The organism is Pseudomonas sp. PA27(2017), assembly GCF_001945445.1.
Taxonomy (GTDB): Bacteria; Pseudomonadota; Gammaproteobacteria; order Pseudomonadales; family Pseudomonadaceae; genus Aquipseudomonas.
The window spans coordinates 47,204-71,550 of sequence record NZ_MSXW01000015.1; the positions used below are offsets into that span (position 1 = coordinate 47,204).

Below are 24,347 nucleotides of genomic sequence, written 5' to 3' on the forward strand. Positions count from 1 at the left end.
TTCAGGGACGTGTGGGCTCGTTACCGAGAAACTTGCTGAGAAACTGCTGGGTGCGAGCCTGCTTGGGTGCGCTGAACAGTTCGCGGGCGTCGCCCTGTTCGACGATCACGCCGCCGTCGATGAAGATGGCTCGGTTGGCCACGTCACGGGCGAAGCTCATCTCGTGGGTGACGATCACCAGCGTGCGATTCTCTTCGGCCAGCGCGCGGATGGTCGCCAGCACTTCGCCGACCAGTTCCGGGTCCAGCGCCGAGGTGGGTTCGTCGAACAGGATCACGTCCGGCTCCATCGCCAGCGCCCGGGCGATGGCCACCCGCTGTTGCTGGCCGCCGGACAGGCGTTTGGGGTAGGCGTCTTCCTTGCCGGCCAGACCGACCTTGGCCAGTAGTTGCTTGCCCAGTTCGATGGCCTTGTCGCGCGGCTGCTTCCTGACCACCACGGGACCTTCGATGACGTTCTCCAGGGCGCTGCGGTGGGGAAACAGGTTGAAGTTCTGGAACACGAAACCCACGTGTTGGCGCAGCTTGCGGATCAGCCCCTGTTGTTGGCCGATCGGTTTGCCGGCATCGATTTCGATGTCGCCGACGCGAATGCTGCCGCCATCGGGCGTTTCCAGCAGGTTGAGACAGCGCAGCAGGGTGGTCTTGCCCGAGCCGCTGGGGCCGATGATGGCAACGACCTCGCCGGGGGCGATATCCAGGTCGATACCCTTGAGTACGGTCTGGCCTTTGAAGGATTTGCTCAGATTGCGAACGGTGATCATGCTCGAAGCCATCAGTTGTCCGCCTCGTGACGGTTGACGCGTGCTTCCAGGCGGTTCTGCAAGTGGGCGAGCAGGCTGGAGAGAATCCAGTAGATCACCGTTGCCGCCAGGTACATGGCGAATACCTCATAAGTGCGCGCGGTGATCAACTGGGCCTGCCGGAACAGCTCCGGCACCTGGATGGTGGCCGCCAGGGCGGTGTCCTTGACCAGTGAGATGAAGCTGTTGCCCAGCGGTGGCAGGGCCGTACGCATCGCTTGCGGTAGAATGGTGCGCAGCATCGTCTGGCTCTTGCTCATGCCGATGCTGGCAGCTGCTTCCCACTGACCACGGTCGATGGAGGCGATGGCCGCCCGCATGATCTCGGCGACATAGGCCGCCATGTTCAGGGAGAAACCGATCAGCGCCGCGGTCAGGGGCTCGAGTTGCAGCCCCAGTTCAGGCAGCCCGAAGTAGATGACGAACAGTTGCACCAGCAGCGGCGTACCGCGGAAGAACGAAATGTAGACCCTGGCCAGCCAGCCCAGTGGGGCGATGGCATAGAGCCTCACCAGGGCAAGGCCGAAGCCCAGCAGCATGCCGAAGAACATGCCGCCAAGGCTCAGAACGATGGTCCAAATCGCGCCCTTGAGGAGAAAGGGCAGGGAGTCCAGCACCAGCTGGAAGGTGTCCGGCATCATTGAGTGACGTCAGCCTTGAACCATTTCTCGGAGAGTTGCTTCAGGGTGCCGTCGCTGCGCAGCTTGGCAAGGGCCTTGTCGATGGCTGCGAGCAGTTCCGGGTTGCCTTTGCGCATCGCGATCCCCGACTCCTGACGGGAGAACGCGTCACCGGCAACGGCCATGCGCTCACCGGTCTTGGCAACCATCTCGAACGCGGCCAGGCGGTCGACCAGTACGACGTCGATGCGGCCCACGTTGAGGTCCTGGAACTTGGTCGGATCATCGTCGTAGGTACGGATGTCGGCCTGCGGCACGTTCTCTTTCAGCCACTGCTCGTAGTTGGTGCCCAGGCCCACACCGACTTTCTTGCCGGCCAGGTCCGCGGCGGTTTTCACGCTGTCCGCTTCGCTCTTGCGGGTCAGGGCCTGGATGCCCGAGACGGTGTAGGGCGTGGAAAAATCGTACTTTTTCTTGCGCTCGTCGGAGATGGTGACCTGGTTGATCACCACATCGATGCGGCCCGATTCAAGGGAGGCGAGAATGCCGTCCCATTTGGTCGGCTGGAAGCTCGCGGTCACACCCAGCTCTTTGGCCAATGCGTTGGCCAGATCCACTTCGAAGCCGGCGAGCTTGCCGCTTTCGTCCTGGAAGTTGAAAGGCGGATAAGTGCCTTCCAGGCCCACCTTGATGCTGCCGCTGTCCTTGATCTTCTGTAGGTCATCGGCTGCGTAAGCCTGGCCACCGAAGCCGGCGAACAGCGCCAGACCGAGGCTGCCAATAAGGAAATGTCGACGCAGGGTGGCGATTATCATGATCGAGCCTCGATGGTTTGTTTTGTTAGGTGCGGTTGGGACGCGGCACTCTACGGTTGCCTGGGTAGTCGAGAAAATAATAAAAAATTATTTGTATATGCCGTTCAGAGAGTCAAGGACTGATACGCGAACAGCGCCGGCGCGCCGCCGGTATGCAGGAACACGATCGGCTTGCCTTCCTCGAACGCACCTTTCTGCACCCCGTCGAGCAAGCCTGCGAACGCCTTGCCGGTATAGACCGGGTCGAGCAGCAGGCCCTGGCTGCTCGCCAGCAGACGGATGGCATCAAGCGTACCGGTGTTCGGCTCGCCATAACGCGGCCCGTAGTACTCGTCCCACAGCTCGATGGTCAGCGCTTGCGGCACGTTGACGCCCAGTAGCTCTGCGGTGCGTTGCACCAGGCCCATTACCTTGGGGCGTTGCAGATCGGCGGGGCGCGATACGGTGATGCCAAGCACGCGCCATTCGGGCAGCACGTGGGCCAGGGCCAGCGCCAAACCCGCATGGGTCGCTCCGCTTCCCGAGGCCAGCACCAGGGTGCCGCTGTCGAGGCCCTTGGCGGCGACCTGCTCGGCGAACTCCAGCCCTGCCTTGACGTAGCCCAGGGTACCAAGTGCATTCGAGCCGCCGATCGGAATCACGTAAGGGTTCTTGCCGGTGGCACGCAGGCGGTCGGCCTTGGCCATCAGCATCAGGTCCGGCTCCTCGAGGTTATCGACGTGCTCGACGCGTGTGCCGAACAGGTCCAGTAGCAGGCGGTTGCCGTTGTGCAGGTAGTTCTGCTCCTGCGTATCGATAGGGTTTTCCAGCAGGGCCACGCAGGCCAGGCCCAGCTTGGCGGCCAGCGCGGCGGTCTGGCGCACGTGATTGGATTGGATGGCGCCCGCAGTGATCAGCGTATCGGCCTGTTGGGCCAGCGCGTCGGATCCCAGGTATTCCAGTTTGCGGGCCTTGTTGCCGCCCAGGGCGAACAGGGTCAGGTCATCGCGTTTGACATAGATATCGCGGCCCACATGGTGCGACAGGCGCAGCAGGTGTTGCAGCGGGGTGGCATGGGGAACCAGTTCCAGACGCTCGAAACGGTTCAGGGCTTCGCTGATCATGTTCGTCAATCCGCAATGGGGAGTGTCTTCACTTTAGAAGTGACCGTCCGAAACACAACAAGTGCGCCGGTCCTGCTTATTCTGATAAGAAATATGACAATGAATTAAAAGTATTTTCCACGTATAACTGAGGGCCGTATTGTCAGCGCGCCGACCCTATCCGGCCCGGCCAATCATCCCATGCCGCTGTCGATCCAACGGCAACTACCGAGAATAAACATGAAAAAAACGCTTCTGTTGGCTGCATTGGCCTCTGTCCTGACTACCCAGGCATTCGCCGCGGAGAAACTCACTGTGGCCGCGACGCCGGTTCCTCACGCTGAAATCCTCGAGCTGATCAAGCCGAAGCTGGCGGAGCAGGGCGTCGACCTCGAGATCAAGGTGTTCACCGATTACGTGCAGCCCAACCTGCAGGTCGAGCAGAAGCAACTCGATGCCAACTACTTCCAGACCAAGCCGTACCTGGACAGCTTCAACGAAAGCCGCGGCACCCACCTGGTGATCGTCAAGGGCGTGCACGTCGAGCCGTTCGGCGGCTACTCGCGCAAGTACAAGAGCCTCGATGAGCTGCCCGATGGCGCCACCATCGCCATCCCCAACGAAGCGAGCAACAGCGGTCGTGCCCTGCAGTTGCTGCAGCATGCCGGCCTGCTTACCCTGAAGGATCCGGCCAACATCCAGGCCACCCCGAAGGATCTGGCCACCAACCCGCACAACTTCAAGTTCAAGCAGCTCGAAGCGGCCATGCTGCCGCGCGTGCTGGATCAGGTCGACCTGGCACTGATCAACACCAACTACGCGCTGGAAGCCAAACTCAACCCGAACAAGGATGCGCTGGTACTGGAGAACAAGGATTCGCCGTACGTGAACTACCTGGTTGCCCGCCCGGATAACCAGAACAGCGAGTCCATCAAGAAGCTCGCCGATGCGCTGACCAGCCCGGACGTGAAAGCCTTCATCGAGAAGAAGTATTCGGGCGCCGTGGTGCCTGCGTTCTAAGGACCTGTCCGCGATCTTTTTCGGCAACATGGAGAGGCGGCTGCAAGGCAGAAGCGGCCACTCAAACCAACCTGTGGGAGCCCCGACCTCGGGGCGAAACGATTGCAGCCTGACTGCCTATCCGGCGGTGCCTGAACGAATCGCCGCGAGGTCGCGGCTCCCACAATGGATCGGATAACGACCGCTCCCGCCAACTCTCAATCAAATTGCTCAGATCGAGCCGAAAGATCGTGAGCGAGCTCTAAAGCTCACAGCTGCTGTATCAGACGCCGACAGGGCTGAATCCTTTCGGCGTTTTCGTTTATGCAGGCGAATGCGGATCGCCATAAGCAAATGCTAAAAAGGTATTTAAATTAATCTTTTTATATCGATATAGTTCGCCCATGCGTACCCGCTGGCTAACCGGCGCGCCGCACGACTGAATACAGGTGCCGAACACCTGCTTCTGAGACGCGCCTCGTTGGCGCCCTTACCGTGTGGAGTTGCGCAAATGCCCGCCGTGTCGTTGAGTTCTGCCAATCACCAGCCAACGCAGAATTTTGAAATACGCCCGTTTTCCGCTGCAGTCGGTGCCGAAATCGTCGGCCTCGACCTCGGCCGCCCGCTGAACGACGCCGATTTCGCCCGCATTCACCAAGCGCACCTCGCCTACAACGTCGTGGTGTTCCGCGATCAACGCATCACGCCGCAGCAACAGATCGATTTCAGCCGCCGCTTTGGCGTACTGCAGATACACGTGCTCAAGCAGTTCCTGTTGGCCAACCACCCGGAAATTTTCATCATCTCCAACATCAAGGAGAACGGGCAGCCGATCGGCCTGGGCGATGCCGGCAAGTTCTGGCATTCGGATCTTTCCTACAAGGAATTTCCCAGCCTGGGCTCCATGCTCTACGCCCAGGAGCTGCCGGAGGAGGGCGGCGATACCCTGTTCGCCAGCCAACAGCTGGCCTTCGAGACGCTACCGGTCGAGCTGCGCCAGGCCATCGACGGCAAGCGCGCTGCCCATTCCTATACCGCTCGTTACGCCGATGAGGTGTTCGCCGGCATTCGCCGCCCAACGCTTACCGAGGCGCAACTGGCCGAGGTCAAGGCCGTGATTCATCCGGTGGTGCGCACCCACCCGGAAACCGGCCGCCGGGGCCTGTTCGTCAACGAGAATTTCACCACCCACATTCTCGATGTGCCCGAGGACGAGAGCCGGCAGATTCTCGCCGAGCTTTATGCCCACAGCGCTAAACCGGAATTCATCTACCGCCATCAGTGGCAGGACGGCGACATGGTGTTCTGGGACAACCGCGCACTGATCCACCTGGCCACGGGCTGCCCGAGTCATCTGCGGCGGCGCATGCACCGCACCACCATCCAGGGCGACGTACCGTTTTAAAAAGGCCGCCGGAAAACTACCTGCGTTGCCATCGCAACGTTAAAAACAGGCTTGGATGCGAGTCCAATCAAAATGCTCATGTACTCGCTTTCTCACCTGTTTTTTCGGGGCCGCCATCGGCCTTGCGCTGACTGCCTCGCCTACGTTTTTCAACGACCTTTTGCGCAATAGCCCGCCACACCCCATTTCTGCACTTTTTGACTGGAGCCTCGACATGTCGGCAGGTAAGCGCTTTCCCTTCGTTCCACGTTTTGCCCGGTTGACCGGCGGCATCGTCCTGAGTCTGAGCCTGCTGGCAGGCAGCCTGACGGCGCCGCAAGTCGCTCATGCCGAAGGGCAGATCCGTATCGCCGAGCAGTTCGGCATCGTTTACCTGCTCCTCAACGTGGTACGTGATCAGCAATTGATCGAGAAGCATGGCAAGGCCGAGGGGCTGGATATCAAGGTCGACTGGCAGCAGCTGTCCGGTGGCTCGGCGGTCAACGATGCGCTGCTTTCCGGCGCCATCGATATCGCCGGCGCCGGCATCGGACCGCTGCTGACGGTCTGGGATCGCACCCAGGGCAGACAAAACGTCAAGGGCGTGGCCTCGCTGGGCAACTTCCCGTACTACCTTTTGAGCAACAACCCCAAGGTCAAAACCATCGCCGACTTCACTGAGAAGGATCGCATCGCCGTTCCGGCGGTGGGCGTGTCGGTGCAATCTCGCTTCCTGCAATACGCCGCCGCCAAGCAGTGGGGCGATAAGGAATTCGACCGCCTCGACAAGTACACGGTGGCGCTGCCGCACCCGGATGCCACGGCGTCCCTGAAAACCGGCGGCACCGAACTGACCGGGCACTTCTCCAACCCGCCGTTCCAGAACCAGGCCCTCGAAAACCCCGACGTGCACGTGGTGCTCGATACCTACGAGTTGCTCGGCCCGAACTCGCCGACGGTGCTGTACGCCACAGAGAAATTCCGTCGCGACAATCCCAAGACCTACAAGGCCTTCGTCGGCGCCCTGGCCGAAGCAGCGGATTTCGCCCAGAAGGACAAGGGTGCGGCAGCCGACACCTACATTCGCGTTACCGGCGCCAAGATCAGTCGCGAAGAACTGTTGAAGATCATCGACAACGAGCAGTTCCAGTTCACCGTCACCCCCACCAACACCTACCCACTGGCCGACTTCCTGCACCGCGTCGGCGCCATCAAACACAAACCGGCCAGCTGGCAGGACTACTTCTTCGAAGACGCCGCCATCGGTCAGGGAAGCTGATAACCCATGAATGCCCCTCTGCAAGGCCACACGGCCAGCACGCTGAATCCAGGCGCCTTCGACACCGTTCTCCAGGTGGACAAGGTCAGCCTCGAGTACCGCACCCCGCAGCGCGTGGTGCGCGCCACCCACGAAGTCAGCTTCGAGGTGGATCGCTCCGATCGCTTCGTGCTGCTCGGCCCCTCCGGCTGCGGTAAATCCACTTTGCTCAAGGCAGTGGCCGGTTTCATCGAACCGGTCGCCGGCAGCATCCGCCTCGACGGTGCCCTGGTACACGAACCGGGCCCGGACCGCATCGTGGTATTCCAGGAGTTCGATCAGTTGCCGCCGTGGAAGACGGTCAAGCAGAACGTCATGTTTCCGCTGCTGGCCTCACGCACCCTGGGTCGTAAAGAGGCCGAGGAGCGCGCTCTGCATTACCTGGAGAAGGTCGGGCTGGCCGCTTTCGCCGATGCCTACCCGCACACCCTGTCCGGCGGCATGAAGGCGAGGGTGGCGATTGCCCGGGCGCTGGCCATGCAGCCGAAGATCCTGCTGATGGACGAGCCTTTCGCCGCCCTCGACGCGCTGACCCGCCGCAAGATGCAGGAGGAGTTGTTGGAGCTGTGGGAAGAGGTGCGCTTCACCCTGCTGTTCGTCACTCACTCCATCGAAGAGGCGCTGATCGTCGGCAATCGCATCCTGCTGCTGTCGCCACATCCGGGCCGCGTGCGGGCGGAAATCAACAGCCACCAGTTCGACCTGCACAGCCTCGGTGGTGTGGGTTTCCAACACACCGCGCAGCGGATTCACCGCCTGCTGTTCGACGAAGACGTCGACGGCGGCGCCGCTGCCGAGCTGGGTTTCCAGGATATCCGCATCGCCTACTGAGGAGCGTTCCATCATGAGTTTTTCACCCGCACGGCGTGAGGAATACGAAATTCCCCTGCAGCCGCTGCCCGGCCTCAAGCTGGAGCGCGAGCTGTCGCTCGGTCAGCGCCTGTGGCAACAGGGCTGGTTGCGCAAATCGCTGATTCTGCTGGCCCTGGCAGTGATCTGGGAGGCGGCTGCCCGCTACCAGGCCAACGACCTGCTGCTGCCCAGCTTCCTGCAGACGGCCAGGGCATTCATCGAGGGCATTGGCACCGGCGAGTTGCTGGAGAAGGTGGCGATCTCGCTATCGGTGCTGGTCAAGGGTTACCTGATCGGCATCGTTCTGGCCTTTCTGCTGACCAGCCTGGCGGTCTCGACCCAGCTCGGCCGCGACCTCTTGTCGACGCTGACCTCGATGTTCAACCCGCTGCCGGCCATCGCGCTGCTGCCACTGTCGCTGCTGTGGTTCGGGCTGGGCGAGAACAGCCTGATCTTCGTGCTGGTGCACTCGGTGCTCTGGGCCCTGGCGCTGAACACCTACGCCGGTTTTCTCGGCGTTTCCGAGACCCAGCGCATGGCCGGGCGCAACTACGGCCTCAAGGGCCTGCGCTTCGTGCTGTTCATCCTGATCCCGGCGGCGCTGCCATCGATCCTCTCGGGGCTGAAGATCGGCTGGGCCTTCGCCTGGCGCACGCTGATCGCCGCCGAGCTGGTGTTCGGCGCCTCCAGCGGCAAGGGCGGCCTGGGCTGGTACATCTTCCAGAACCGTAACGAGCTGTATACCGACAAGGTGTTCGCCGGGCTGGTGGCGGTAATCCTGATCGGCCTGCTGGTGGAGAATCTGATCTTCGCCAGCATCGAGCGGGTGACCGTCAAGCGCTGGGGGATGCAGCGCTGATCCTTAGGGTGGATCACGCTTCACCGATTCACCGTGTCGCAATCGCAATGGTGGATGAAAAGAGCGTCATCCACCCTACGTAACCAACTTACTGATCACATAACGAGAAACGACCATGACCAACACGTTCAAATTCGGCCGCCTGGCCACCGCGCTGGGCTTGCTCGGCGCCTTGGCGACTCCGCTGGCCGCTCATGCCGAAGGCAAGATCAGCATCGCCCAGCAGTTCGGCATCGGTTACCTGGTGCTGCATGTGGTCAAGGACCAGCAACTGATCGAGAAGCATGCCAAGGCCCAGGGCCTGGACAAGATCGACGTCGAGTGGCGGACCATCTCCGGTGCCACCGCGATGAACGAGGCGCTGCTGGCCGGTGCCATCGACGTGGTCTCGGCGGGCGTGCCGCCGATGCTCACCGTGTGGGACCGCACCCATGGCCGGCAGAACGTCAAGGCCGTGGCTTCGCTGGGCTCGCTGCCCAATTATCTGCTGAGTAATCGCGATGAAGTGAAGACTCTCGACGATCTCGGTGAGAAGGACCGTATCGCGGTGCCGGCCGCCGGCGTCGGCTTCCAGTCGCGCACCCTGCAGATCGAAACCGCCAAGCGTTACGGCAATGCCGACTTCCAGCGTTTCGACAAGATTTCCGTCAGCCTGCCGCACCCGGATGCCACCGCGGCACTGACCAAGGGCGGCTCGGAAATCACCGCGCATTTCTCCAGCCCGCCATTCCAGTACCAGGCGCTGGAAAACCCCAAGGTGCACAAGCTGATCAGCAGCTACGACATCCTCGGCGGCCAGGCCACTTTCAACGTGCTCTACGCCACCGAGAAATTCCACGACGCCAATCCGAAGACCTACAAGGCTTTCTACGACGCGCTGGTCGAGGCCTCGCAGATCATCAAGGCCGACAAGGCCGCTGCGGCCGAGACCTACATTCGTGTGGAGAACTCCAAGTTGCCGCTGGAGTTCGTGAGGAAAATCATCGAGGACCCGGAAAACGACTTCACCGTGTCGCCGCAGCGCACCTTCATCTACGCCGAGAAGTTGCACGAACTGGGCGTGCTGAAGAACAAGGCCAGCTCCTGGAAGGATTACTTCTTCGAAGAAGCCTACGCCAATCCGGGCAGCTGATCCGCGTTGAACTGGATAGCGCCCTGCTACTGGGCGCTTGACTTCTGAAAGCGTAGCGACTCGATTGACGCGTGACATCGAATGGCAACAGCGCTCTGCTGACTTACGCGCCACTGGCGTTGCCCAGGCGTTGCTGGTGCGCGTCGGCATCAGTGCGACGCCTTCGAAGGGTCGACTTCGAGAACGGCGGGCACCGAGGCCTTGAGGCCTCTGGCGATCTTGTAGAGTCAGTCCTTGCGATTGCGGCGCAACTCCTCCAGCAACTTGTGCTTGTCGCGCTCGCGCTTGGCAATCACGTCACGCTCGCTGCGGATCTGGGCATGGCTGAGCAGGGCAAAGATAAAGCTGCCGCCGATGATATTGCCGGTCAGGGTAGGCCCCGCAAACACCAGCCAGAAATCGCCCCAGCTCACTTCACCGGCATACACCAGATAAGACACCTCTACCGAGCCGACCACGATATGGGTGAAGTCACCCAGTGCCATCAGGTAAGTGATCAGCACGATAATGGCGATCTTGGCGCTTTCCATCGAGGCGATCATCCACACCATGGTGGCGATCATCCAGCCCGAGATGATGCCTTTGGCAAGCATCTTGGACACGTCGTTTTCCATCACCTTGCGGCCGATTTCCAGAAACGCCAGGTCGGTTTGGGTATCGAAAATCGGCAGGCGCAGCATCACCCAAGCCACCAGCAGGGTGCCGGCCAGGTTTCCGCATAGCACCACGCCCCAAAGACGCAATAGTCGCCCAACATTGTTCAGCGTCAGCTTGCTCATCACCGGCAGCACGGCGGTCAGGGTGTTTTCCGTAAACAGTTGCTGACGGGCGAGGATCACCGCCAGAAAGCCTGCCGAATAACCGAGACTGGCGATCACATGACTTTCATCGCTGGGGCCCAACCGAGAGCGGAACAAACCCATGGCCATCAGCGACAGGCCCATGGTCAGCCCGGCGGCCAGCGCCGACCACCATAATGCTGCGATGCTGCGTTCCAGCTCATGGTCGCCCTGGATCCTGATGGTCTCATGCAACACCGCCGCCCGCGGCGGCAGCTTCTCATCGATCTCGCGCTCTTCTTCGGCTGACAGGCCGGGTGTCTTGCCGTCTGCTTGTTCTTGCATACCGGTTACCTTCATGGGTGAAACGACGGAGGCCCGTCTGTCTAAGAACCTGTTCAAAGTCTGCTGTGCGTCGGCACTGCGGCGTTAAAAACAGGCTCGGACTGCTCATTTACAGCTCGTAAACTCCGCGTCCTCGCCTGTTTTCGCCTTGCATTGCTCTAGCTCGCTAGACTTTGAACAGGCTCTGAGGATTCAGACCTGCGGCGCCCGGCGTCGTTCTGCCGTCATGAAGGCGTCCTTGCCTCGCGGCAGGATGGGCTACGGCGCAGCCGTGCGTGAAACGTCAACAGACCTCAGTGCGTAGTGGAATATGATTATGATAAAAGGGTTCTTTTAAGGCATAAGGCCATCAGGCAGACTGCCGCCCTTATCTGCCCCCTCGTAAGGAAACCCTGGATCATGCTGAAGAAAATCCTGCTGGCGACTGCCGTCACCACGTCGCTGCTTGGCAGCGCTGTCGCATCGGCGGCGGACAAGCCGATTCTGAACGCCTCCTACGATGTCGCCCGTGAGCTGTTCGCCGAGATTAATCCCAAGTTTCAGGCTCACTGGAAGGCCGAGACCGGCAAGGATCTGAAGATCGACCAGTCGTTCGCCGGCACGTCGCGCCAGGCTCAGGACATCATCCAGGGCAAGAAGGTCGACACCGTGACCTTCAACCAGGTCACCGACGTGGACATCCTCGCCAAACGCGGCCTGGTGCGTAAGGACTGGGCCGAGCAGTTCCCCAACCACAGCTCGCCGTACTACAGCACCACCGCATTCCTGGTGCGTAAGGGCAACCCCAAGGGCATCAAGAACTGGGACGACCTGGCTCGGTCCGACGTGAAGCTGGTGTTCCCCAACCCGAAAACCTCCGGCAACGCCCGCTACAGCTACCTGGGCGCGTGGCTGTACGCCAACGAAGCGTTCAAGGGTGATGAAGCGAAGATCAAGGAGTTCGTCGGCAAGGTGCTGCGCAATGTCGAGAACTTCCCCACCGGCGGCCGTGGCGCCACCGTGGCCTTCGCCCAGAACGGGCAGGGCGACGTGCTGCTGAGCTTCGAATCGGAAGTGGTGAACATCGCCAAGGGCGAGGAATTCAAGTCCGGCGAGTTCGAGGTGATCGTGCCGCCGGTGAGCGTGCTGGCCGAATTCCCGGTCGCCGTCGTCGACAAGGTGGTGGACGAGAAGGGCACCCGCGACGTGGCCAAGGCATACCTGGACTTCCAGTACAGCAAAGACATCCAGAAGCTGCTGACCACCTACCATTATCGCGTGCAGGACAAGGAAGTGGCCGCCGAGACCGCCGGCCAGTTCCAGGATCTTCGTCTGATCAACCCGACCGACGTGCTGGGCACCTGGGACGAGATCACTGCCAAGCATTTCGATGGCAATGGTATTCTTGACCAGCTTCTGGCCGAAGGCCGCTAATCGGCTTGCAGTCGACCGACGGCGATAAGGCAAAAGCGGTCGCTACGTAGGGTGGATGACGCTCTTTTCATCCACCGTTGCGATCGCGGAGTGGTGGACGGATGAAGCGTCGTCCACCCTACAGGTGTCCGCTCTCGCAACGCCGCCTTGCAGTCAATGCCGAGGGCGTTACCGCGACAGAAGAAGTAGGGGCCTACTGCGGGCCGTGAGCGGCGAACCACCCTGATTATTGAGCCGCATCAGCCGTATTCCACAAACCGCCGACTTCCGGCGGTTTGTGCATTCAAGGATTTCCGAGTGAGCAAGACCCCCGTTTTCTTTCTGCAGAATCCGCTGCTGCCGGGCTTTGGCCTGAGCTTCGGTTTCAGCGTCTTCTACCTGTCGCTGGTCATTCTGTTTCCGCTGTCCGCCCTGTTGCTGTACGTCAGCGACATGAGCTGGGCGCAGTACTGGCAGGCGATCAGCGATCCGCGTGTGGTGCAGAGTTACAAGGTGACCATCAGCGGCGCCTTCTACTCGACCGTGATCGTGCTGCTGATCGGTTTGCTGATCGCCTGGATCATCACCCGTTACGACTTTCCGGGCCGCCGTCTGGTCGATGCCCTGGTGGACCTGCCGTTCGCGCTACCGACCTCGGTGGCCGGTTTGACCCTGGCGACCTTGCTGGTACCCGGCGGTTGGCTCGGCCAGTACTTCGAGGCTGCGGGCGTCAAGATCGCCTATGCCTACCCGGGCCTGCTGATCGCCATGGTGTTCACCAGCCTGCCATTCGTGGTGCGCACCGTGCAGCCGGTGCTGCAGAGCCTGGGCAGCGAGTACGAGGAAGCCGCGCGCACCCTGGGCGCCAAGAAATGGCAGAGCTTCGCCTACGTGGTGCTGCCGAGCTTGCTGCCTGCGCTGATCACCGGTGCGTCGCAAGCCTTCGTGCGCAGCCTGGGTGAGTTCGGCGCGGTGATCATGATCGCCGGCAACATTCCCTATAAGACCGAAGTGTCGTCGCTGATGATTTTCGTGCGCCTGCAGGAATTCAACTACCCGGCAGCGGCGGCGATCGCCTCGGTGATTCTGTTGGCGTCGCTGTTCCTGCTGTTCAGCCTGCAGGTGGTGCAGGGCCGACTGTTCAAATGGCAGAGGCAAGGCCGATGAAGAAGCCCCAATACTGGCACCAATGGTTGCTCATCGGTCTGGGCCTCGGCGCGGTCGCGCTGATGCTGCTGGTGCCCCTGGCGCTGATTTTCACCCGGGCGCTCAGCGGTGGCTGGGCGATGCTGGTCGACAACCTGTCCCAGGATTACATGCAGCACGCCATCGGCCTGACTCTGCTGGTCGCCGCGCTCACCGTGCCGCTGAACCTGTGCTTCGGCATTCTGCTGGCCTGGTGCGTGACCCACTACGATTTCCGCGGCCGCAAGCTGCTCACCACCCTGGTGGACATTCCCTATGCGGTGTCGCCGGTAGTCGCCGGCCTCTGCTATCTGGTCGTATACGGGCTGGAAAGCGCCCTGGGCCAGTGGTTCTACGATAACGACATGCAACTGATGTTTGCCTGGCCGGGGATCGTCATGGTCACGGTGTTCGTCACCGCTCCGTACGTGGCGCGCATCCTGATTCCGGTGATGCAGTCCCAGGGCAATGACGAGGAAACCTCGGCGCTGTGTCTGGGCGCCAATGGCTGGCAGATCTTCCGCCACATCACGCTGCCGAACATCAAGTGGGCGCTGCTGTATGGCGTGGTGGTCACCAATGCGCGGGCCGTTGGCGAGTTCGGTGCGGTGTCGGTGGTCTCCGGCACCATTCTCAACCAGACCCTGACGCTGCCGTTGCTGGTCGACCAGCTCAACAACGACTACAAGCCGGTCGCCGCCTTCACCGCGGCAGCGCTGCTGGCCTGCATGGCGCTGCTTACCCTGTTGCTGAAGACCTACATGGAGTGGCGGCAGAGGGTGAATATGCAGCGCGCCGCCGACAGCTAACTAGCGCGCAAGCTGGGTCAGGTGCCGGGCCAGTGCGGCCTTGAACGGCGGCAGATTCTGCGCCAGGCGCAGGCCTGCATTGCGCAGCAGGCGGGTAGGGGCGCGATCATCGGTGTACAGCCGCACCAGCAGGCTGGTGGCCTGGTAGAGCGGCCAGCTGGCTCGCTGCTGGGCACCGGCGTAGCGCTGCAGGACGCCTGGCTCACCGATGTCCCGGCCCTGGCGCAATGCGCCGAGCAGAGTATCGGCCAGGCGCTTCTGGCTTTGCAGGCCGAAGTTGAAACCATGGGCCGTGACCGGGTGCATGCCCACTGCGGCGTCGCCCAGCAAGGCACTGCGCAACCCGGCGAAGCGCTCGGCATACACGCCCACCAGCGGGTAGGTGATGCGCTCGCCAATCAGCTCCATGCGCCCCAGGCGGCGGTCGAAGCGCCGCTCCATCTCGCGGGCGAAGGCCTCATCGTCGAGGCCCATCACCCGATTCATTTCGGTGGGCTCGAGGGTCAGTACCGCCGAGGCGCAGTTGCCATTCAACGGTAGCAGGGCAAGGGTCTGCCCGTAGCCGAACCACTCCCAGGCCACTTGCTCATGGCTGCGCTCGTGGGCCATGCGGCATACCAGCATGGTCTTGCCGAAGTCCTCCATGCGCGCGCCGATACCGAGGCGCCTGCGGGTTTCGGAAAAGCGGCTGTCGGCCGCGACGATCAGGCGTGCGTCAAGAACGGTGCCGTCGCTCAAGCGCAAGGCGACACTTTCAGCCGAGCAGCTCAGCTCGCTAATCGTACGCTCGCAGAACAGTTCGACGTCTGGGCATTCGCTCACCGCACCATAGGCGGCCCGGCGAATCGCCTGGTTGGGCACCAGGCAGCCAAGGCGCTCCTTGCCGACCGCCGCAGCGGCAATGCGCAAGGCATAGAGCGAAGGGCCGTTGAGCACCTGGGCGTCGCGCAACGGAGCGATCTCTTTGGCGCAGAATCGCTGCCACAGGCCCAGGTCTTCGAGGATTCGTTGCGAGGCGTGCGTCAGCGCGATCTCACGGCCGTCGAACGGCGGGGCAGTCAGTTCCGCTTCGGGCTGACGCTCGATGATGCGGATCGACAGGCCATGGCCCGATAACGAACGCGCCAGACACAACCCCGCAGGCCCGGCGCCCACGATGACGACATCGGCTTTCATGGCCGTTTCTCCTGTCAAAGACCAGACCGGAGCCTAGGTCAGCACGTACCGGCAAGCCTTGCTCAGGATCAGTCAATCCAGCGGTTTACCAAAAACCGATGGGGTGCCGCTCGTTGATGTAGTCCAGCGGCAGCGCAAAGCCCTTGCGAAAGAAATTGGCCAGGCGGGTATCGATGACCTTTTCGTTGATCGAGGCGAGCAGCGACTCCTGGCGATGGATGTCGCCGCTGTCGGCGTAGAACTCCTCGTGAAGCATGCGTTGCGCGGCCAGGTTGGCTACCAGGCTGTAGCTGCTCACGGTGTCCTCGCCGGGGCGGCTGACCGCCAGGATCAGGCGCGGCTTGTCATGCTCCAGCACCAGATCGACCACCACGTCGAGATCATGATTACGTGCGTAGCTGGCTGCCTCCTCGAACAGTGGGCGCGCCTTCTCGCTCAGCGCCTGGATGAATGCCTGGCGCAGCGAGTCGTCGCTGACATCCTGCAGCCCGTGGGTTTGTTGTGGTTTGCGCAGCGTATTCACCTGTCGTCCCCTCTGTTCTTCGGTTCTCCAGGCTGGGAAAACCAGCCTGCCTGGGGAGTTCAGCCGGCACGATCAGCGGTCGCTGGCAAATGCTTCGGAACTTGTAGCCCCCGACCACTGCCATAGACACACGGTAACAATTGGTTAGGAGACATTCGCGGGCATGCAAAACATCGAGCAGGCGGTTCATTTCCTGGAAAAGTACAACCTGGTGCTGAGCACGGCAGAGTCGGCCACGGCCGGTTTGCTGGCCGCCACGGTGGCTGCGGTGCCGGGTTGTGACGGCGTGCTCGAAAGCGGCTTCGTGGTGTATTCCAAACGCGCGATGCAGACTTCCCTGGGTGTCAAGCCGGAGACCATCGAGACCTTCGGCATGAACAGCGAAGAGGTGGCGCGCGAGATGGCCCTGGGCGTGCTGATGACCAGCAGCGCCGACATCATCCTGGCCATCACCGGTGCCCCGACCGCCGACGACAAGCGCGGTCAGCAGGTCTACGACGGCGCCATGTGCTTCGCCTGCGCCACGCGCCTGGCCGAGCACCAGGGGGTGACCAGCGAAACCGTGACCTTTCCCGGAGACAACAACGAACGGCGTGTGGCCGCCGCACGCCATGCCTTGCTGCGACTGCCTTACTACTACGAACGGCTGCGTCAGACCTCCTGACGCCGACGCTTCAGCGACTTGAGCAACATTGACCATTCAAGGAAACCACATGATCAAGAAATGCCTGTTCCCTGCCGCCGGTTACGGTACCCGCTTCCTTCCGGCGACCAAGGCCATGCCCAAGGAAATGCTGCCTGTGGTCAACACGCCGCTGATCCAGTACGGCGTCGAAGAAGCGCTGAATGCCGGCCTGACCGAAATCGCCATGGTCACCGGTCGCGGCAAGCGCTCGCTGGAAGACCATTTCGACATCAGCTACGAGCTCGAGCACCAGATCCGTAACACCGACAAGGAAAAGTACCTGGTCGGCATCCGTCGCCTGATCGACAACTGCACCTTCTCCTACACCCGTCAGGTTGAAATGAAGGGCCTGGGCCATGCCATTCTCAGCGGCCGTCCGCTGATCGGCGACGAGCCGTTCGCCGTGGTACTGGCCGATGACCTGTGCCTGAACGTCGGCGGTGACGGCGTACTGACCCAGATGGTCAAGCTGTACAACCAGTTCCGCTGCTCGATCGTGGCGGTGCAGGAAGTACCGATGGACGAGATCCACAAGTACGGCGTGATCGCCGGCGAAACCATCCGTGACGACATCTTCCGCGTCAGCCACATGGTCGAGAAACCCAAGGCCGAAGACGCGCCGTCGAACCTGGCGATCATCGGTCGCTACATCCTGACCCCGGACATCTTCGACCTGATCAAGGACACCGAGCCAGGTAAAGGTGGTGAGATCCAGATCACCGACGCGCTGATGAAGCAGGCGCAGGACGGTTGTGTGCTGGCGTACAAGTTTAAGGGCCAGCGTTTCGACTGTGGTGGCGCCGAGGGCTACATCGAGGCAACCAACTTCTGCTTCGAGCACCTCTACCGTGAAGGCCGCGGCTGATCCGCGACCCTGATCGAGAAAACCGGGCCAGGCGCCCGGTTTTTTATTGCCTGCACTTTGTTGACCTGGGCCACACGGTGATCACCATCTGCGGATACAATCGCAGACGACTCTGTCGCCCGACGCCTCAAACAGATGGATCGGATGATTGCCCACGGGGTCGATAGCAGTGCCCGCCGTGCAACGATTCGAGCCGCACGGTGGAAAACGGTCCGTTCACCTTTTCAGCTCTCGCGCACCGGTACCCGATGATCATCAATGCACTGGTTTTTCTCGCCACCCTGACCGCTATGGAAGGCGTGGCCTATCTCGCCCACAAGTACGTGATGCACGGTTGGGGCTGGGGCTGGCATCGCTCCCATCACGAACCGCGCGAAGGCTGGTTCGAGAAGAACGACCTGTACGCGGCGGTGTTCGCCGGGTTGGCCATCGTGCTGATTGCCCTGGGCACTCAGGGTTGGCACCCGCTGGAGTGGATCGGCGCGGGCATGACCGCTTACGGTTTTCTGTATTTCGTCGTGCACGACGGCCTGGTGCATCACCGCTGGCCGTTTCGCTTCGTGCCGCGCAGCGGTTATCTCAAGCGCCTTTATCAGGCGCATCTGATGCATCACGCGGTCGAAGGCAAGGAGCGCTGCGTGTCGTTCGGCTTTCTCTACGCGCCGACTACGGCGCGTCTGAAGGCACAGCTGCGGGCGATGCACGATGGCCCGCTGCGCAAGACGGACGGGGACGTTGCCACAGCCCAGCGGAGCGAGCCGGCCAGCGCGCGAAACGGCTCGTAATCGCCTGCCACAGGCCGATCGCCACCGCGCCGATCTTCTCCGCCTTGGAGGTGGAAATACGTTCGTCCCAGGCGTGATCGCCAGCTTCCAGCACCTTCATGCCGATCTGCCGATAAACCACCGCTGCCGTCGCCACCGCCCAGGCCGAGCGCCAGGGCAGGGCGCTCAGGCCTGCCTGAGCGCTGGCATAGTAGGGTTCGGCCAGTTCGACCAGACGCTGGCCGAGCACCGCCACCGCCGGGCGGTGATGAATGTCTGCTACCCGGTCACGGGGCACCTGATATTCCTCCAGCCATTGCTCGGGCAGGTAGCAGCGGCCCACGGCGGCGTCGTCGATGATGTCGCGGGCGATATTGGTCAGCTGGAACGCCAGGCCCAGGTCGCAGGCGCGATCCAGTGTCGCCTCGTCACGCGTGCCCATCACCCGCGCCATCATCAGGCCCACCACGCCCGCGACGTGATAGCAGTACTCGAGGGTGTCATCGATGCTCAGGTAGCGGCGCTCCAGCACATCCATCTCGAAGCCGGCCAGGTGCTCGAGGGCGTGTTGCTGGGGGATGTCGTGGGCCGTCACCACCTGGCGAAAGGCGGCGAATGCCGGGTCGTCCAGCGCGGCGCCGGCATAGACCGCGTGGGTCTGCGCCTTGAGATGCGCCAGGCGTCGCTCGGCCTCTTCACGGCTGATGGAGACGGCATCGTGGCCGGCTTCCTGCCCGTCGATCACGTCGTCGCAATGGCGGCACCAGGCGTAGAGCATCACCGCACCGCGCCGGGTCGGCTCGTCGAACAGTTTGGAGGCAGCGGCGAAACTCTTCGAGCCGACGGCGATGCTCTGGTTGGCATGCTCGATCAGCGCGTCGTCCTGCGGCGTGCCGGTCATGGTTGCAGATCCTCGAGCATCAGGCTGGCGGTGGCCTTGGCCGAACCGATCACGCCGGGTACCCCTGCGCCCGGATGGGTGCCGGCGCCTACCAGATAAACGTTATTCAGCTGGGCATCACGGTTGTGCGGGCGGAACCAGGCGCTCTGCTGCAGCACTGGCTCCAGCGAGAAGGCCGAGCCCTGATAGGCGTGGAGTTCGTCGCGGAAGTCGTCCGGGGTGAAGATCCGGCAGGTCACCAGATCCTCACGCAGCCCCGGCATGTAGTGCTCTTCGAGGTAGGCGAGGATGCGATCCCGGTAGCGCGGGCCTTCCACGCTCCAGTCGATGGGCGCGTTGCCCAGGTGCGGCACCGGCGACAGCACGTAATGGCTGGAGCAGCCCTCGGGCGCCAGGCTCGGGTCGGTCACGCAGGGCGCATGCAGATAGAGCGAGAAATCCTCGGCCAGGGTCTGGCCCTTGAAGATCTCCTCGATCAGCTCGCGATAGCGCGGCCCGAAGCACACCGTGTGGTGTTGCAACTGGGGCTGTGGGCGCTTGAGGCCGAAATGGATCACGAACAGCGAGTTGCTGAAGCGTTTGCCCTTCAGGCGTTTGCCTTCCTGGCGCCCACGCGGGTGGCCGGCCAGCAGCTTGTCGTAGGTGTGCACCACGTCGCCGTTGGACGCCACGCTGTCGGCCTTGAAATGACGCCCGTCCTGCAGGCGCACCCCAGTGGCGCGATTGCCCGTGGTGTCGATGGCCGCCACGTCGGCATTGAGTTCCAGCTGGCCGCCCAGGTCTTCGAACAGCTTGACCATACCCTGCACCAGTGCGCCGGTGCCGCCCTTGGGAAACCACACGCCCCATTCGCGCTCCAGGGCGTGGATCAAGGTGTAGATCGACGAGGTGGCGAACGGGTTGCCGCCCACCAGCAGCGAATGAAAGGAAAACGCCTGGCGCAGTTTGTCGTGCTCGACGAAGCTCGACACCATCGAATAGACGCTGCGCCACGCCTGCAGGCGAGCCAATTGCGGGCCGACCTTGAGCATGTCGCCAACCGACAGGAATGGTACCGCGCCGAGCTTCAGGTAGCCTTCCTTGAACACGGCCTTGGAGTAGGCGAGGAAACGCTGGTAACCGGCCACGTCCGCCGGGTTCAGGGCGGCGATCTGGCGGTCCAGCTCGGCCTGATCGTTGGCATAGTCGAACTGCGTACCGTCTTCCCAGCACAGCCGATAGAACGGGGTGACCGGCAGCATCTCGACGTAATCGGCGAGCTTGCGACCGCTCAGGGCGTACAGCTCCTCGATGGCGCTCGGGTCGGTGATCACCGTTGGGCCGGCATCGAAGGTGAAACCCTGGTCACGATAGACGTAGGCACGGCCGCCGGGCTGGTCACGCTTCTCCAGCAAGGTGGTCTGCACGCCTGCGCTCTGCAGGCGGATGGCCAGGGCCAGCCCACCGAAACCCGCGCCGATGACGATGGCTGTTTTCGCTTGGTTCATGAACGCGTCTCGAAATGCCGGGGCGAGTGGCGCAGGGCTGCCCGCATGGCTTGATCAACGGGGACCGGCGGTTTGCCGATGAGAATTCGTGCACGGTCGTACCAGGGGTTATTGGCGGCGTAGAAACGCTCGATCAACCCGGCTGGCAAGCCGTAGAAACGTTGCATCACCTGCCAGCGATCCTGCGGCCGACCGGCCAGGAACAGCATGCGGTTGAGCAGGCGATAGAAGCCCTGGTTGCGCCATTCGCCACGGGCGTGCTCGCGCAGGTCGCGGGCCAGGGTGGCGGCATCTTGCAATCGATAGTTCACCAGCCACTCGGCCAGGCGCACGGCATGGGGCAGGGAATAGCCGGTGGTGCAGTGGAATAGCCCGGCGCGCAGGCCCGACTGCGGCTGGCCGGCGGCCTCGTCCCAGAAAGCGTCGAAATCGCCGGCCAGGGTGATCGGCAGCACGCCCTGTTCCTCGCGCAGGCACTCTGCCACCTGCCAGCCATGCTGCTGCGCATAGGCCGCGATGTGCTCGCGAAGCTGTTCGGTCGTGGCGCGGTGCTGGTCGACGTAGTGGGTGTCTTCGATCAGCAGCGTGTCGGCGGAAAAAGGCAGCACGTACACGAACCGGTAGCCATCGCCCTGGGGCACTCGGGCGTCCATGATGATCGGCGCGGTCAGGCCGTGGGGCCGCTCCAGGCGCAGCACCTGGCCGACGAACGCCTGCTGGCCGAGTACCAGATTGCTGCTGGGGCGTGCACCGCGCCCGTCGATGACCGCGCGTGCCTCCAGACGCTCGCCGCTTTCCAGGGTGACGTGAGTCGGGCTGATTTCGGTGATGCGGCAGCCGAGCCGCAGCCCGTCGCCCAGCGCCGGGGTCAGCACCTCGGCGAAACGTTCGCCGGTGATGCTCGCATAGCCGCTGTTCAGGGCCCGCGACAGATAGGGGAACTGCACCTGGTAGCTGGGCCAGCGTTTGACCACCAGTGGCTCCAGCCAGCGGTGCTGCATCTCGCTCAGGTCGCCATCATGGAACGACCAAGTGTGGTCGCCGCCCAGGCTATGTCGTTCTTCGATGCACATCACCTTGAGGTCCGTGCGTTGCTGCTGCAGGCGCCAGGCGATCAGACCATTGGCGAGGCCGCCGCCGGCGAGAATCAGGTCATGGCTCATAGGGTGTGCGCCTGTGCGGTGGCATGGCTGACCACGGCAGCTTCGACGATATCGGCGGCCCGGGTTACGCCGCCGGCCCGCTGCAACTCATCGATCAGCGCATCGAAGCCCGGCAGCGGTCGCGCGAGCAGTTCGCGCAACGCCGCTTCGATACGGGCCGCGCTGGCACGTCGGCTCAACTGGGTGCCGACACCACGGTGCGCCACTCGCGCCGCGACGCCCGGCTGGTCGAAGGCGATCGGCATCACCAGCATTGGCGTACGCGCGACGATTGCATCCATCACGGTGTTCAGGCCACCGTGGGTGATCACCGCGTTGGCCCGTTCCAGCGCCCATTGTTGCGGTGCGAAGTCGGTGACCCAGGTGGCGCCGCCGTCTATCAGGCGGCGCTCCTGGGCCGCATCGAGCTTGCCGCAGTGAGCGATCAGCAGTTGAGCGTCGAGGCGCCGACTGGCGTTGGCGATGCGTTCGAACAATTTGAAGCGGTCGCCCTGCAGGGTGCCCAGGCTGGCGAACAAGAACGGACGCGCGTCATCGATGGGCCATTCACCCTGATGGGGTGCGACCGCGCTACGCAGCGGGCCGACCGCATGGAAATGTGCCGGCAACTGGCTGCGCGGGAAATCGAATCCGGCCAGGGTCTGGCTGATCTGCGCCAGGGGCGACAGGCACTCGTGCAAGGCTGTGCGCGGCGCTACGCCAAGGCGCAGCGCCGCCGAATGGATCACCTTGCCCAGTGGCTTCATCAGCCAGTCGTACACCTGGGTGCTGCCGCGGTACATGTGCTGGCTGCGCTCGTCGGTGCCATAGGCGAAGGGCATCACCGGCAGGGGCAGGCCCGGCTCACGGTTGACCGGCAGCGCGCAGGCCACCGATATGAAGGGCAGGCCCAGGCTCTCCGCGACCAGCCCGCCGGCCGGCTCCATCTGGTCACAGAGCAGGGCATCCACAGCGTTGTCGGCCAGGGCCTGGGGCAGCTCATTGCAGAGCATGGCGGTGGTCGCGCCCATCTGCTTGATGATGCGCCGCAGGCCCCAGGGCGTATCGGGATGGGCGGCCTGGTGCAGGGTGCGTTCCAGGCTGCCCGGCGGGTGACTGTTGGCGCCCACCGAGCGAAAGGCCACGCGCGGGTCGCTGAGCCAATGGGCGGCATCGGACTGATGAAAGAAGGTTACCCGGTGGCCGCGCCCGATCAGCTCGACGGCGAGGGCTTGCAGGGCCTGGAAGTGACTGTAGTAAGGCGGTGCGACAACGGCGAAGTGGGTCATGCTTGAGTCGTTCGCAAGGGGCCGTTTGGCAGCAGCGGCGCCTGGCGCAGTGCAGCCAGGTTGGCCGAGCCGGTGCAGAAGCAGGCGGTGCGCAGTTGGCGGATGACGATCTGGAAGTGCTCGATCACCGCCTCGGTCGACAGCGTGGCACCGGGCAGGGCGCCAGCCGCCTGGCCGACGATATCGGCGCCCAGGCGAATGGCCTTGGCGGCATCCACGCCGTCACGCACGCCGCCGGAGGCGATCAGTGCAACATCCGGTAATGCATTGCGTATCGCCTGTACGGCGGAGGCGGTGGGGATGCCCCAGTCGGCGAAAGCCATGGCCACGGCGCGGTCCGCAGCGTTGGCCGCCCGCTCGCCTTCCACTGCCGCCCAACTGGTGCCGCCGGCACCGGCCACGTCGATGACCTGCACGCCGGCCTCGGCCAGCGAGCGCGCCACCGTGGCCGACAGGCCAGCGCCGACTTCCTTGACGATCACCGGCACCTCCAGGCTGTCGACCACCCGGGCGATCTGCGTCAGCACACCGCGCCAGTCACGATCGCCCTCGGCCTGCACCGCTTCCTGCAGGGGATTCAGGTGAATGATCAGGCCATTGGCCTGCAAGGCATCGACCGCGCGGCGCGCCAGGTCGAGGCCGTCGGCCTCCAGCAACTGGGCAGCACCGATATTGGACAGCAGCACGATATCCGGGGCCAGGCGGCGCAGTTCGCGAGTCAGGCCCTGGTCGTTGCCGGTCTGCAGGCTGACGCGCTGAGAGCCGACGCCCATGGCGATGCCCAGTTCCTGGGCCGCTTCGGCGAGATGCCGGTTGATGGCTTCGGAGCGCACCGCGCCGCCGGTCATGGAACTGATCAGCAGCGGCGCCTGCAGCGCGATGCCCAGCAGCGAGGTGCGCAGATCGATGGCCGCGTGATCGAGCTCGGGGAGGGCGCAGTGTTCGAATTGCACCTGCGACCAACCGGCGCTGATATTGGCAGCGGCCTTGTGTCGATCCAAAACGATATCCAGATGATCATCCTTACGCCGACTGAGGTCGCTATTATTCATGCAGGCTCCATTGCGCCGGAATCATTTTGGTGTGCACAGGGTCTTTGCAGAGCGGGATAATCGAATAGCATGTCGATATCATCCGGCCCT

At 62.9% G+C, this 24,347-nt stretch carries 24 protein-coding genes; 12 read left to right on the forward strand and 12 right to left on the reverse strand.

The window, feature by feature from the left end:
• Window position 1: 1 nt before the first annotated feature.
• The 4 genes from tcyN to BVH06_RS07575 all read right to left on the reverse strand — a co-directional run bounded on the left by tcyN (window position 2) and on the right by BVH06_RS07575 (window position 3,340).
• Complete coding sequence (gene tcyN / locus BVH06_RS07560; protein ID WP_075933728.1) at window positions 2-763, reverse strand: L-cystine ABC transporter ATP-binding protein TcyN; 762 nt, start codon at window positions 761-763, stop codon at window positions 2-4.
• An 11-nt stretch (window positions 764-774) separates the two neighbouring features.
• A complete protein-coding gene (gene tcyL / locus BVH06_RS07565) occupies window positions 775-1,443 on the reverse strand; it encodes a cystine ABC transporter permease (protein ID WP_075930184.1) in 669 nt (222 codons plus the stop codon).
• Window positions 1,440-2,237 (reverse strand): cystine ABC transporter substrate-binding protein, encoded by a 798-nt coding sequence (tcyJ, locus tag BVH06_RS07570; protein WP_075930185.1) that lies wholly within the window; start codon window positions 2,235-2,237, stop codon window positions 1,440-1,442. Before tcyJ ends, tcyL begins: the two co-directional genes overlap by 4 nt.
• Window positions 2,238-2,341: 104 nt before the next feature.
• On the reverse strand, window positions 2,342-3,340 hold the full coding sequence (locus BVH06_RS07575) for a D-cysteine desulfhydrase (protein WP_075933665.1): 999 nt from the start codon (window positions 3,338-3,340) through the stop codon (window positions 2,342-2,344).
• A gap of 219 nt (window positions 3,341-3,559) precedes the next feature.
• Between BVH06_RS07575 and BVH06_RS07580 the strand changes: the two genes are divergently transcribed.
• The 6 genes from BVH06_RS07580 (at window position 3,560) to BVH06_RS07605 (ending at window position 9,863) form a co-directional block, all read left to right on the forward strand.
• On the forward strand, window positions 3,560-4,339 hold the full coding sequence (locus tag BVH06_RS07580; RefSeq protein WP_075930187.1) for a MetQ/NlpA family ABC transporter substrate-binding protein: 780 nt from the start codon (window positions 3,560-3,562) through the stop codon (window positions 4,337-4,339).
• Between the two features lie 490 nt (window positions 4,340-4,829).
• Window positions 4,830-5,723 (forward strand): TauD/TfdA family dioxygenase, encoded by an 894-nt coding sequence (locus tag BVH06_RS07585; protein ID WP_075933666.1) that lies wholly within the window; start codon window positions 4,830-4,832, stop codon window positions 5,721-5,723.
• A 214-nt stretch (window positions 5,724-5,937) separates the two neighbouring features.
• Entirely contained in the window at window positions 5,938-6,981 is a 1,044-nt protein-coding gene (locus BVH06_RS07590; RefSeq protein WP_075933667.1) for an ABC transporter substrate-binding protein, read from the forward strand.
• A gap of 6 nt (window positions 6,982-6,987) precedes the next feature.
• Window positions 6,988-7,851, forward strand: a complete 864-nt coding sequence (locus tag BVH06_RS07595; protein WP_075933668.1) for an ABC transporter ATP-binding protein — start codon at window positions 6,988-6,990, stop codon at window positions 7,849-7,851.
• Between the two features lie 13 nt (window positions 7,852-7,864).
• Window positions 7,865-8,731 carry an ABC transporter permease gene (locus tag BVH06_RS07600; protein WP_075933669.1) on the forward strand — a complete coding sequence of 289 codons (867 nt, stop codon included), beginning with the start codon at window positions 7,865-7,867 and terminating at the stop codon, window positions 8,729-8,731.
• A 115-nt stretch (window positions 8,732-8,846) separates the two neighbouring features.
• On the forward strand, window positions 8,847-9,863 hold the full coding sequence (locus tag BVH06_RS07605; protein WP_075930192.1) for an ABC transporter substrate-binding protein: 1,017 nt from the start codon (window positions 8,847-8,849) through the stop codon (window positions 9,861-9,863).
• Window positions 9,864-10,090: 227 nt separating this feature from the next.
• Here BVH06_RS07605 and BVH06_RS07610 read toward each other — a convergent pair whose 3' ends face one another.
• Window positions 10,091-10,987 carry a formate/nitrite transporter family protein gene (locus tag BVH06_RS07610; RefSeq protein WP_075933670.1) on the reverse strand — a complete coding sequence of 299 codons (897 nt, stop codon included), beginning with the start codon at window positions 10,985-10,987 and terminating at the stop codon, window positions 10,091-10,093.
• Between the two features lie 399 nt (window positions 10,988-11,386).
• Between BVH06_RS07610 and cysP the strand changes: the two genes are divergently transcribed.
• The 3 genes from cysP to cysW all read left to right on the forward strand — a co-directional run bounded on the left by cysP (window position 11,387) and on the right by cysW (window position 14,373).
• Window positions 11,387-12,400 carry a thiosulfate ABC transporter substrate-binding protein CysP gene (cysP, locus tag BVH06_RS07615; protein ID WP_075933671.1) on the forward strand — a complete coding sequence of 338 codons (1,014 nt, stop codon included), beginning with the start codon at window positions 11,387-11,389 and terminating at the stop codon, window positions 12,398-12,400.
• 297 nt (window positions 12,401-12,697) lie between these two features.
• Window positions 12,698-13,546, forward strand: coding sequence for a sulfate ABC transporter permease subunit CysT (gene cysT, locus BVH06_RS07620; RefSeq protein ID WP_075933672.1), 849 nt, complete (start codon window positions 12,698-12,700; stop codon window positions 13,544-13,546).
• Window positions 13,543-14,373 carry a sulfate ABC transporter permease subunit CysW gene (gene cysW / locus BVH06_RS07625; protein ID WP_075933673.1) on the forward strand — a complete coding sequence of 277 codons (831 nt, stop codon included), beginning with the start codon at window positions 13,543-13,545 and terminating at the stop codon, window positions 14,371-14,373. Before cysT ends, cysW begins: the two co-directional genes overlap by 4 nt.
• Here the strand turns inward: cysW and ubiM are convergent, their stop codons facing one another.
• Window positions 14,374-15,549, reverse strand: coding sequence for a 5-demethoxyubiquinol-8 5-hydroxylase UbiM (gene ubiM / locus BVH06_RS07630; protein ID WP_075933674.1), 1,176 nt, complete (start codon window positions 15,547-15,549; stop codon window positions 14,374-14,376).
• 85 nt (window positions 15,550-15,634) lie between these two features.
• The gene (locus tag BVH06_RS07635; protein WP_075933675.1) at window positions 15,635-16,072 is read right to left on the reverse strand and encodes a hypothetical protein; all 438 of its coding nucleotides are present in this window, start codon (window positions 16,070-16,072) and stop codon (window positions 15,635-15,637) included.
• Window positions 16,073-16,235: 163 nt separating this feature from the next.
• Between BVH06_RS07635 and BVH06_RS07640 the strand changes: the two genes are divergently transcribed.
• From BVH06_RS07640 to BVH06_RS07650, 3 genes are all read left to right on the forward strand, one after another.
• On the forward strand, window positions 16,236-16,736 hold the full coding sequence (locus tag BVH06_RS07640; RefSeq protein WP_075933676.1) for a CinA family protein: 501 nt from the start codon (window positions 16,236-16,238) through the stop codon (window positions 16,734-16,736).
• Between the two features lie 49 nt (window positions 16,737-16,785).
• Window positions 16,786-17,622, forward strand: coding sequence for a UTP--glucose-1-phosphate uridylyltransferase GalU (gene galU, locus BVH06_RS07645; RefSeq protein ID WP_075933677.1), 837 nt, complete (start codon window positions 16,786-16,788; stop codon window positions 17,620-17,622).
• A gap of 248 nt (window positions 17,623-17,870) precedes the next feature.
• Window positions 17,871-18,407, forward strand: coding sequence for a sterol desaturase family protein (locus tag BVH06_RS07650; RefSeq protein WP_075930199.1), 537 nt, complete (start codon window positions 17,871-17,873; stop codon window positions 18,405-18,407).
• Here BVH06_RS07650 and crtB read toward each other — a convergent pair.
• Genes crtB through fni form a run of 5 tightly spaced genes read right to left on the reverse strand, consistent with a single transcriptional unit; the run spans window position 18,289 to window position 24,257 of the window.
• Window positions 18,289-19,287: a 15-cis-phytoene synthase CrtB gene (gene crtB, locus BVH06_RS07655; protein ID WP_075933678.1), complete on the reverse strand. Its 999-nt coding sequence runs from the start codon at window positions 19,285-19,287 to the stop codon at window positions 18,289-18,291. The two genes, BVH06_RS07650 and crtB, sit on opposite strands and share 119 nt — an antisense overlap.
• Window positions 19,284-20,774, reverse strand: coding sequence for a phytoene desaturase (locus BVH06_RS07660; RefSeq protein WP_075933679.1), 1,491 nt, complete (start codon window positions 20,772-20,774; stop codon window positions 19,284-19,286). Before BVH06_RS07660 ends, crtB begins: the two co-directional genes overlap by 4 nt.
• Window positions 20,771-21,937 (reverse strand): lycopene beta-cyclase CrtY, encoded by a 1,167-nt coding sequence (crtY, locus tag BVH06_RS07665; RefSeq protein WP_075933680.1) that lies wholly within the window; start codon window positions 21,935-21,937, stop codon window positions 20,771-20,773. Before crtY ends, BVH06_RS07660 begins: the two co-directional genes overlap by 4 nt.
• Window positions 21,934-23,205, reverse strand: a complete 1,272-nt coding sequence (locus BVH06_RS07670) for a glycosyltransferase (RefSeq protein ID WP_075933681.1) — start codon at window positions 23,203-23,205, stop codon at window positions 21,934-21,936. The genes crtY and BVH06_RS07670 overlap by 4 nt, the downstream gene beginning before the upstream one ends.
• Window positions 23,202-24,257, reverse strand: coding sequence for a type 2 isopentenyl-diphosphate Delta-isomerase (gene fni, locus BVH06_RS07675; RefSeq protein WP_075930204.1), 1,056 nt, complete (start codon window positions 24,255-24,257; stop codon window positions 23,202-23,204). The genes BVH06_RS07670 and fni overlap by 4 nt, the downstream gene beginning before the upstream one ends.
• Between the last annotated feature and the right edge of the window lie 90 nt (window positions 24,258-24,347).

What these genes read in the sequence shown, in the direction of transcription:
- tcyN (WP_075933728.1), bottom strand. Translation starts at nt 763, where the DNA reads ATGATCACCGTTCGCAATCTGAGCAAATCCTTCAAAGGCCAGACCGTA.
- tcyL (WP_075930184.1), bottom strand. Translation starts at nt 1,443, where the DNA reads ATGATGCCGGACACCTTCCAGCTGGTGCTGGACTCCCTGCCCTTTCTC.
- tcyJ (WP_075930185.1), bottom strand. Translation starts at nt 2,237, where the DNA reads ATGATAATCGCCACCCTGCGTCGACATTTCCTTATTGGCAGCCTCGGT.
- BVH06_RS07575 (WP_075933665.1), bottom strand. Translation starts at nt 3,340, where the DNA reads ATGATCAGCGAAGCCCTGAACCGTTTCGAGCGTCTGGAACTGGTTCCC.
- BVH06_RS07580 (WP_075930187.1), top strand. Translation starts at nt 3,560, where the DNA reads ATGAAAAAAACGCTTCTGTTGGCTGCATTGGCCTCTGTCCTGACTACC.
- BVH06_RS07585 (WP_075933666.1), top strand. Translation starts at nt 4,830, where the DNA reads ATGCCCGCCGTGTCGTTGAGTTCTGCCAATCACCAGCCAACGCAGAAT.
- BVH06_RS07590 (WP_075933667.1), top strand. Translation starts at nt 5,938, where the DNA reads ATGTCGGCAGGTAAGCGCTTTCCCTTCGTTCCACGTTTTGCCCGGTTG.
- BVH06_RS07595 (WP_075933668.1), top strand. Translation starts at nt 6,988, where the DNA reads ATGAATGCCCCTCTGCAAGGCCACACGGCCAGCACGCTGAATCCAGGC.
- BVH06_RS07600 (WP_075933669.1), top strand. Translation starts at nt 7,865, where the DNA reads ATGAGTTTTTCACCCGCACGGCGTGAGGAATACGAAATTCCCCTGCAG.
- BVH06_RS07605 (WP_075930192.1), top strand. Translation starts at nt 8,847, where the DNA reads ATGACCAACACGTTCAAATTCGGCCGCCTGGCCACCGCGCTGGGCTTG.
- BVH06_RS07610 (WP_075933670.1), bottom strand. Translation starts at nt 10,987, where the DNA reads ATGCAAGAACAAGCAGACGGCAAGACACCCGGCCTGTCAGCCGAAGAA.
- cysP (WP_075933671.1), top strand. Translation starts at nt 11,387, where the DNA reads ATGCTGAAGAAAATCCTGCTGGCGACTGCCGTCACCACGTCGCTGCTT.
- cysW (WP_075933673.1), top strand. Translation starts at nt 13,543, where the DNA reads ATGAAGAAGCCCCAATACTGGCACCAATGGTTGCTCATCGGTCTGGGC.
- ubiM (WP_075933674.1), bottom strand. Translation starts at nt 15,549, where the DNA reads ATGAAAGCCGATGTCGTCATCGTGGGCGCCGGGCCTGCGGGGTTGTGT.
- BVH06_RS07640 (WP_075933676.1), top strand. Translation starts at nt 16,236, where the DNA reads ATGCAAAACATCGAGCAGGCGGTTCATTTCCTGGAAAAGTACAACCTG.
- galU (WP_075933677.1), top strand. Translation starts at nt 16,786, where the DNA reads ATGATCAAGAAATGCCTGTTCCCTGCCGCCGGTTACGGTACCCGCTTC.
- BVH06_RS07650 (WP_075930199.1), top strand. Translation starts at nt 17,871, where the DNA reads ATGATCATCAATGCACTGGTTTTTCTCGCCACCCTGACCGCTATGGAA.
- crtB (WP_075933678.1), bottom strand. Translation starts at nt 19,287, where the DNA reads ATGACCGGCACGCCGCAGGACGACGCGCTGATCGAGCATGCCAACCAG.
- BVH06_RS07660 (WP_075933679.1), bottom strand. Translation starts at nt 20,774, where the DNA reads ATGAACCAAGCGAAAACAGCCATCGTCATCGGCGCGGGTTTCGGTGGG.
- crtY (WP_075933680.1), bottom strand. Translation starts at nt 21,937, where the DNA reads ATGAGCCATGACCTGATTCTCGCCGGCGGCGGCCTCGCCAATGGTCTG.
- BVH06_RS07670 (WP_075933681.1), bottom strand. Translation starts at nt 23,205, where the DNA reads ATGACCCACTTCGCCGTTGTCGCACCGCCTTACTACAGTCACTTCCAG.
- fni (WP_075930204.1), bottom strand. Translation starts at nt 24,257, where the DNA reads ATGAATAATAGCGACCTCAGTCGGCGTAAGGATGATCATCTGGATATC.